The sequence below is a fragment of the Streptomyces sp. NPDC029014 genome (assembly GCF_055564695.1).
In genome coordinates this window covers 1-6142 of record NZ_JBVHVT010000165.1, presented here as the reverse complement: position 1 = coordinate 6142, position 6142 = coordinate 1, and the positions used below count along the sequence as shown (strand labels likewise).

At 71.4% G+C, this 6142-nt stretch carries 3 protein-coding genes; all 3 read right to left on the bottom strand.

The features are described from left to right. Nucleotides 1-832: beta-ketoacyl synthase N-terminal-like domain-containing protein (locus ACZ4VL_RS39870; RefSeq protein WP_468210711.1), on the bottom strand; the 832-nt coding region annotated here is incomplete at its 3' end. 112 nt (nucleotides 833-944) lie between these two features. Then, nucleotides 945-2162: a cytochrome P450 family protein gene (locus ACZ4VL_RS39865; protein ID WP_468210708.1), complete on the bottom strand. Its 1218-nt coding sequence runs from the start codon at nucleotides 2160-2162 to the stop codon at nucleotides 945-947. A gap of 278 nt (nucleotides 2163-2440) precedes the next feature. Continuing rightward, a partial coding sequence (locus ACZ4VL_RS39860; protein WP_468210705.1) for a type I polyketide synthase occupies nucleotides 2441-6142 on the bottom strand: 3702 nt, incomplete at its 5' end.

Here is a 6142-nt window from a genome sequence, read left to right as displayed (position 1 = left end):
CCTCGGCCCAGCCGGCACCGTCCGCCTGGGCGGAGAACGACTTGCACCGGCCATCGGCCGCCATGGCCTTCAGCCGGGAGAACTCCACGAACAGCGAAGGTGCGCTCATCACCGTGACGCCGCCCGCGAGGGCGAGGTCGCATTCGCCCTGGCGCAGGGCGTTGGCGGCCAGGTGGATGCCCACCAGCGAGGAGGAGCAAGCGGTGTCGACCGTGATCGCCGGACCCTGGAGACCGAGCGTGTAGGCCACACGACCCGACACCACACTGGACGCCTTGCCCGTGCTGACGTACCCGTCGAGCGCGTCCAGATCACGGCCCAGATCGCCGTAGTCCGAGCTCATCGTGCCCAGATAGACACCCGTCTTGCTCTCACCCAGCGAGTCGGGGCGGATGCCCGCGCGCTCCAGTGCTTCCCACGAGGCCTCCAGGACCAGCCGCTGCTGCGGGTCCATCGACACCGCCTCACGCGGTGAGATCCCGAAGAACCCCGCGTCGAAACCCTCCACGCCCTCGACGAATCCGCCCTCGCGCGCGTAGCTCTTCCCCACCGCTTCGGGATCCGGGTCGTACATGCCCAGGCTGTCCCACCGCGACGGCAGGCCGCCCACCGCGTCCCCACCGGATGCCAGCAGTTCCCAGAACGCCTCCGGCGTATCGATCCCACCCGGCAGCCGGCACGCCATCGACACGATCGCGATCGGCTCGGACCGCTGCGCCTCCAGATCGGCCGCCCGCTTCTGCAACGCACGAATCGCGGGAAGCGCAGACTTCAGATCCTGTTGAGTGTTCGACACCATGGAGCCTTTCTGCGCGAGCACCAGCAGGCGCATGACGCGGTCACTGTGAGGTGGTTGTGGAACTGGGCAGTGCCCGAGGGCTGGTCCGATACCGGACCAGCCAATAGCCAGCACCTCGAGCGCTGGTGGACGGCCCCTCGACGTGCTACTTCAGCGTCACGGGAAGGGACACCAGCCCCCGCACCATCCCCAGTCGCCACTCCACCCGGTCGGCCGGAACGGCGAGGCGGATGTCCGGGAAGCGGCGCAACAGGGATCCGATCGCGATCTCGCCCTCCAAGCGGGCCAGCCGGGCACCGAGGCAGTAGTGGATGCCTCGGCCGAAGCCGAGGTGGGCGGCGGCGTCCCGGGTGAGGTCGAGCGTGTCCGCTCGCTCGAACCGGGTGGCATCCCGGTTGGCGGCTGCGACGGACAGGAGCACCAGCCCGCCGCGCGGGATGACGACTCCACCGAGGAGTACGTCCTCCGTGGCGAAGCGTGCGACGCCGGGGTTGGTGGGGCCGTCGTAGCGCAGCAGCTCATCGACGGCCGCCCGGACCAACTCCGGCTGCCGCAGAAGGGCGGCCAGCTGGTCGGGATGGTTGAAGAGGGCGTTCATGCCGTTGCCGATGAGCTGCACCGTGGTCTCGTGACCGGCGAGGAGGAGCGTCAGCGCCATGGCCGCCAGTTCCTCGTCGTCGAGGCGGTCGTCGTCCTCCTCGTGCACCGCGATCAGATCGCTGAGGAGGTCGTCGCCGGGGTCGTTCTGCTTCGCCCGAATGAGCTGCGTGGTGTACTCGGTGAGCCATGAGAAGGCATCGGCCATCCCCTTCACGGACTCGTCGTCCTTGACCACCTGGAACGCCGCGCCCGTCTTCTCCCTGAGCGCCTCGTGGTCCTCGGGCACCCCGAGAAGCTCGCAGATCACGCGAATGGGCAGCTGGGAGGCGTAGGCGCTGATGAGATCGGTTTCGTGGCCGCCTTGCGCCGCCATGGCGTCCAGCAGCTCGTCGGCGATCTGCTGGACGCGGGGGCGCAGACTGTCGATCCGCTTGGCGCTGAAAGCCCGTACGACGAGCCTTCGCAGGCGGGTGTGGTCCGGCGGATCGAGGTTCACCATCGAGCGTCGCGTCGCGTTGTTGGCGCTGGTGATGGCATCCGTGGTGGGCAGTTCGTCTTCACTGGCCATGTGGTCGTTCGCCGCGCTGCTCAACCGTGGATCTTCCAAGCCCGCCAGAACGTCGTCGTAACGCGTGACGACCCACCACTCGACCCCGTCCGGCAGCCGCACCAGCCGAGCCGGCCCCGTCTCCTGAAGCGACTTCAGGGACGGAAAGGGATCACTGAAGAACTCGGGTTCGATGCTGAGCACGGAATCTTTCATTCCCACAGGATGACCATTCGGTGGTCGAGGAATGCTTGAGATCCTGACCCGATCAACGAACTCAAGTGAATGTCCAGGGATTCCGGACCGTGTGAAACCGGCAGGTGCATCTGCTGTTCTGTTCACGAATTCAAGACGCGCTTGATTTCGCCGGATGTGACGCCGGCACGGAGAGCTGCACAAGAGGGGAGGGACCCGGCCATAGGCCGGGCCCCTCTCCGGTATCGCGAGCCGCTAGCGGTCCTTGCGCCGCAGCGCGAGCCGTCGGTCTCCCGGGTTCAGTCGAGGTCGAGTCCCGATGCCTCGAGCAGCGCGTTCAGTTCGGCGTTGATGTCGTCGAGCGACCGTTCCGCCTCGACGGCCCCGGCCGGCGCGGGGACGTCCGCCAGGGTGTCCGGGCTCTCCTGCCGGGCCAGCTCGACGAGTCGCTCCAGCAGTCCGCTGCTGTGGAGCCGGTCGGCGGAGAGCCGTTCGAGCGCCCAGCCGAGCAGCGCCTCGGGGTCCTCGGCCCCGGACGCACCGGCCGGGGAGGGCTCCGCCGGAAGGTCCATCCGGCTCAGGACCAGCCGGGCGATGTGGTCGGGCGTCGGATAGTCGAAGGCCAGGGTGGCGGGCAGGGGGATGCCGCTCTCCGCCGACAGCCGGCGGCGCAGTTCGACCGCCATCAGGGAGTCCAGACCCAGGTCCTTGAGGACCTGCTGCGGCGAGAGCGCGGCGGCCCCGCTGACGCCGAGCACCGGGGCGACCTCGCGCAGCACCATGTCCGTCACGAGTTCCGCCCGCCGGTCCTCGGGCTCGGCCAGCAGCCGGTCGCGGAGGCTCGCCGGACGGCCGGCCGTGTCGGCGGCCGCGGTGGACGCGCGGCGCAGCCGCGGCCGTACGAGCGCCCGGAACAGGGCGGGGGAGTCCTGGCCCTGCTCGACGTCCCGCCGCACTGCCCTCAGGTCGAGCTTCACGGGGACGAAGTTGCCGGCGGGGCGGGCGAGCACGGTGTCGAGGAGGGCGAGCCCCTGGGCGAAGGGCAGCGGAGCGATGCCCTGGCGGCGCATGCGCTCCAGCTCGACGGCGCCCAGGTGGGAGGTCATGCCGACGCCCGCCTGGTGCCACAGCCCCCAGGCGAGGCTGGTGACCGGACGGCCAGAGGCGCGCCGGTCGGCCGCGAACGCGTCGAGGCAGGCGTTGGCTGCTCCGTAGATGCCCTGGCCCGCCGTGCCGATCGTGCCGGCAGCCGAGGAGAAGAGGACGAACGCCGCGAGGTCCATGTCCCGGGTCAGGTCGTCCAGGTGGAAGGCGCCCTTCACCTTCGGGGCCATCACGCGGGAGAGTCGCTCCGCGTCCTGGCCGAGGAGAACACCGTCGTCCAGTACTCCGGCGAGGTGCAGGACCGCAGTCCAAGGCCGGTCCGCTTCAGCAAGACCGAGCACCTGCGCCAGGTCATCTCGCCGAGTGACATCACACGCCACCACGCGTACGCATTCCGCACCTTCTCTTTCCAGTACGTGGATCAGTTCCGCCGCGCCGGGCGCGTCGGCCCCGCGCCGCGAGGTCAGGACCAGATGGCGCACGCCGTGGTGGCGTACGAGGTGCCGGGCGGTCTCCCTGCCCAGCTCGCCGGTGCCGCCGGTGATCAGCACGGTGCCCTCGGGATCGAGGGGCCGGGCGGCGGTGCCGTCGTCGTCGTTGGCCGCGCGCACCAGCCGGGCGGCGAGCACCTCCCCGCCGCGCACGGCGAGTTCCGGCTCGCCGGTGACGGCGAGCGCGCGGGCGAGGGCGTCCAGGTCGGCGTCCTCGGGGCCGAGGTCGACGAGACGCAGCCCGCGCTCCGGGTGCTCGGCGCGCGCCGAGCGGACCAGGCCCCACAGCGGTGCGTACGGCAGCCCGTCGAGCCGGTCGCCCGGGAGCGCGGCGACGCTGCCGCGGGTGACCCAGACGAGTTCCGTCGACGCGAGCCGTTCGTCGGCCAGCAGTTCCTGGAGCTGCGCCAGGACGCATTCGGCGGCCCTGTACGCGGCCTCGGGCGCACTGTGGAAAGGCGGGCGGCCGGTCGTGTCGATCACGACACGGACGGGTGCCTGCGGGTTCGAGGCGAGCCGGGCGGCCAGTGCGTCGTGGTCGGGCAGGGTGGTGACGCCGAGGAGCCCGGCGAGTGCGCCGCTGCCGGTGAGGACGGCGTCCGCGGCCGTGCCCCGGGGGGCGGGAGCGTCCACCGGCTGGAACTCCAGCCGGTACAGGCCGTCCGCTCCGGAGCTCCGCGCGCCCCGCACCTGTTCGGCCGTCGCCCGGCGCAGGTGCAGCCCGCCGATGCGTACGACGGGCTCGCCCGTCGCGTCGGAGGCCCACACCCGGATCTCCTGGCCCGTCTCGGACGGCTCGACGTCGACGCGGACCCGCAGCTCGCCGCTGCCCGTCGCGTACAGCTCGACGTCCGTCCACTCGAAGGGCAGGAGGGCGCCTTCCGGCTCCTGAAGGCCGTCCGCGAGCGTGACGCCCTTCATGATGTGCAGGGCGGTGTCGAGGAGGGCGGGGTGGAGGTGGTGGTCCGCGCCCGCGGCGGCGTCCGGCAGGCGTACGACACCGTACGCCGTGCTGCCCTTGCGCCACAGCTCGGTCAGGCCCCGGAAGAAGGGGCCGTAGTCGATGCCCTGGGCGCCGAACCGGGCGTAGAAGCCGTCGAGGTCGACCGGTTCCGCCCCGGCCACCGGCCACCGGCGCAGCTCGGCGAACGCGTCGGACGCGCTGCCGACCGGCTCCACTCCCAGCTCGCCGCTCGCGTGCCGGGTCCAGTCGTCCTGGGCGCCCTCGGGACGGCTGTGGATGGTGACCGGGCGGCGGTTGCCCGCGCCGGGCGCGCCGACGGTGATCTGGAGCCGCACCGCGTCCTCGATCACCAGGGGCTCGGCCAGGGTCAGTTCGGCGACGCCGCCCGCGCCGACCTCGTGGGCTGCGGCGGTGGCGAGCTCCAGCAGCCCGGTGCCGGGCAGGATGACCGAGCCGAAGACGGTGTGGTCCTTGAGCCACGGCTGGTCGGCGAGGGACAGGCGGCCGGTGAGGAGGTGTCCCTCGCCGTCGGCGAGCTCCGTGACCGCGCCCAGCCAGGGATGCGACGACGCTTCGAGCCCGAGCGAACCGGCGTCGCCGGTGGTCTTCGAGAGGGGCAGCCAGTAGTGGTCGCGCTGGAAGGCGTAGGGGGGCAGTTCGGTCAGCAGGGTGCCGGTGTGGTGGCCGAGGATCTTGTCGAAGTCGGTGGGGTGGCCCTGGACGTGGAGGAGTCCGAGGTTGCGCAGGAGCTGATGGTGGGTGCCGTGGTCGCGGGCGAGGGTGCCGACGACGATGCCGCCGTGTTCGGCGCTGCCGTCGGTCAGCGGCATGGACAGGACCGGGTGGGCGGAGATCTCCACGAAGACGGTGTGGCCGTCGGTGAGGAGCCGGTCGAGTGCCTTGTCGAAGCGGACGGGCTCTCGCAGGTTGCGGCACCAGTACGCGCCGTCCAGCTCGGAACCGTCGGCGACCTCACCGGTCACGGTCGAGTAGAACGCGATGTCCGCCCGGCGGGATTCGAGTCCTTGGAAACCGGCTGCCAGGCCGGGCAGGAGGGGGTCCATCTGCGCGTTGTGTGACGCGTAGTCCACGTTGATCTTGCGGGCGTAGACGTCGCGTTCCTGCAGTTCGGTCACGATCTGGGCGATGGCGTCGGCCTCGCCCGAGATGATCGTCGACCCGGCGGTGTTCACCGCCGCGACCGACAGCGCCTGCCCGTAGGGGGTGAGGTACTCCTCCACCTGCGCGAGGGGCCGCTCGATCAGGGCCATGCCGCCCTGGCCGGCGCACGCCAGCACCGCCTGGGAGCGCTGGGCGACGATCTGCGCGCCCTGGTCCAGGGTGAGAGCGCCGCTGACGACGGCCGCGACGACCTCGCCCTGCGAGTGACCCACCACGGCGGCCGGCTCCACACCCAGCGAACGCCACACCGCCGACAGGCC

Coding starts and splice junctions, on each gene's coding strand:
- ACZ4VL_RS39865 (WP_468210708.1), bottom strand. CDS start 2,162: ATGAAAGATTCCGTGCTCAGCATCGAACCCGAGTTCTTCAGTGATCCC.